Below are 1360 nucleotides of genomic sequence, written 5' to 3'. Positions count from 1 at the left end.
ATGAACAAAGTTTACAGCGACGCGGGTTCGGCGCTGGCGGGACTGGTGAAGGACGGGATGACGATCATGGCCGGGGGCTTTGGCCTGTGCGGCATTCCCGAAACCCTGATCGAGGCGATCCGCGCCTCGGGCGCCAAGGACCTCACCGTCATCTCGAACAATGCCGGCATCGACGGCGTCGGGCTGGGCCGCCTGCTCGAGACCCGCCAGATCAGGAAGATGATCTCGTCGTATGTGGGCGAGAACAAGACCTTCGCCCAGCAGTACCTGTCCGGCGAGCTCGAGCTCGAGTTCAACCCGCAAGGCACGCTCGCCGAGCGCATCCGCGCCGGCGGCGCGGGCATTCCGGCCTTCTACACCAAAACCGGCGCCGGCACCCTGATCGCCGAGGGCAAGGAGGTGCGCAGCTTCAACGGCGAACACTACGTCATGGAGACCGGGCTGGTGGCCGACCTTGCCATCGTCCATGCCTTCAAGGGCGACACCGAAGGCAACCTCGTCTACCGCAAGACCGCCCGCAACTTCAATCCGGTGATGGCCACCGCCTCGCGCATGACTATTGCCGAGGTCGAGCATCTGGTGGCGGCCGGCGAGATCGATCCGGACGGCATCCACACGCCGGGCATCTTCGTCCAGCGCCTGGTGCATGTGGCGCATCCGGTCAAACACATCGAACAGCGCACCACCCGCAAGCGCGAGGAGATCCTCTGATGGCCTGGACCCGTGACCAGATGGCGGCGCGCGCCGCGAAGGAGCTGCGCGACGGCTTTTACGTCAATCTCGGCATCGGCATTCCGACGCTGGTGTCGAACTACATTCCGCACGGCGTCCACGTGCAGCTGCAGTCGGAGAACGGCATGCTCGGCATGGGCCCGTTCCCGTATGAGGGCGAGGAGGATGCGGACCTGATCAATGCCGGCAAGCAGACGATCACCGAGCTGCCGACGACGAGCTATTTTTCCTCGGCCGATTCGTTTGCGATGATCCGGGGCGGGCACATCGACCTGTCGATCTTAGGCGCCATGCAGGTGGCGGAGACCGGCGATCTGGCGAACTGGATGATCCCCGGCAAGATGGTCAAGGGCATGGGCGGGGCCATGGACCTGGTGGCGGGGGTCAAGCGGGTGGTGGTGGTGATGGAGCACACCGCCAAGGCCAAGGACGGCAGCGAGGAGCCGAAGCTGCTCAAAGCCTGCACGCTGCCGCTGACGGGCGCGGGAGTGGTGGATCTGGTGATCACGGATCTGGGGGTGTTTGCCATCGACAAGAAGGGCGGCACCGGCATGCGCCTGATCGAGCTCGCCGAGGGCGTCACTCTCGACGAGATCAGAGCCAAAACCAACGCCGCCTTCAAAGTCGA

Annotated in this window: 2 protein-coding genes; both read left to right on the top strand. The window is 64.7% G+C overall.

Annotation, left to right across the window (positions count from 1 at the left end):
* Nucleotides 1-711 (top strand): CoA transferase subunit A (locus ACS5Q0_RS27450; RefSeq protein ID WP_473129784.1); only part of this gene is annotated, 711 nt, incomplete at its 5' end.
* Nucleotides 711-1360: 3-oxoacid CoA-transferase subunit B (locus ACS5Q0_RS27445; protein WP_473129783.1), on the top strand; the 650-nt coding region annotated here is incomplete at its 3' end. The genes ACS5Q0_RS27450 and ACS5Q0_RS27445, both read left to right, overlap by 1 nt.

The organism is Microvirga sp. HS2 (assembly GCF_055792805.1).
Note: the sequence above shows the minus strand (reverse complement) of the source record. Positions and strands in the feature narration are given on the sequence as shown.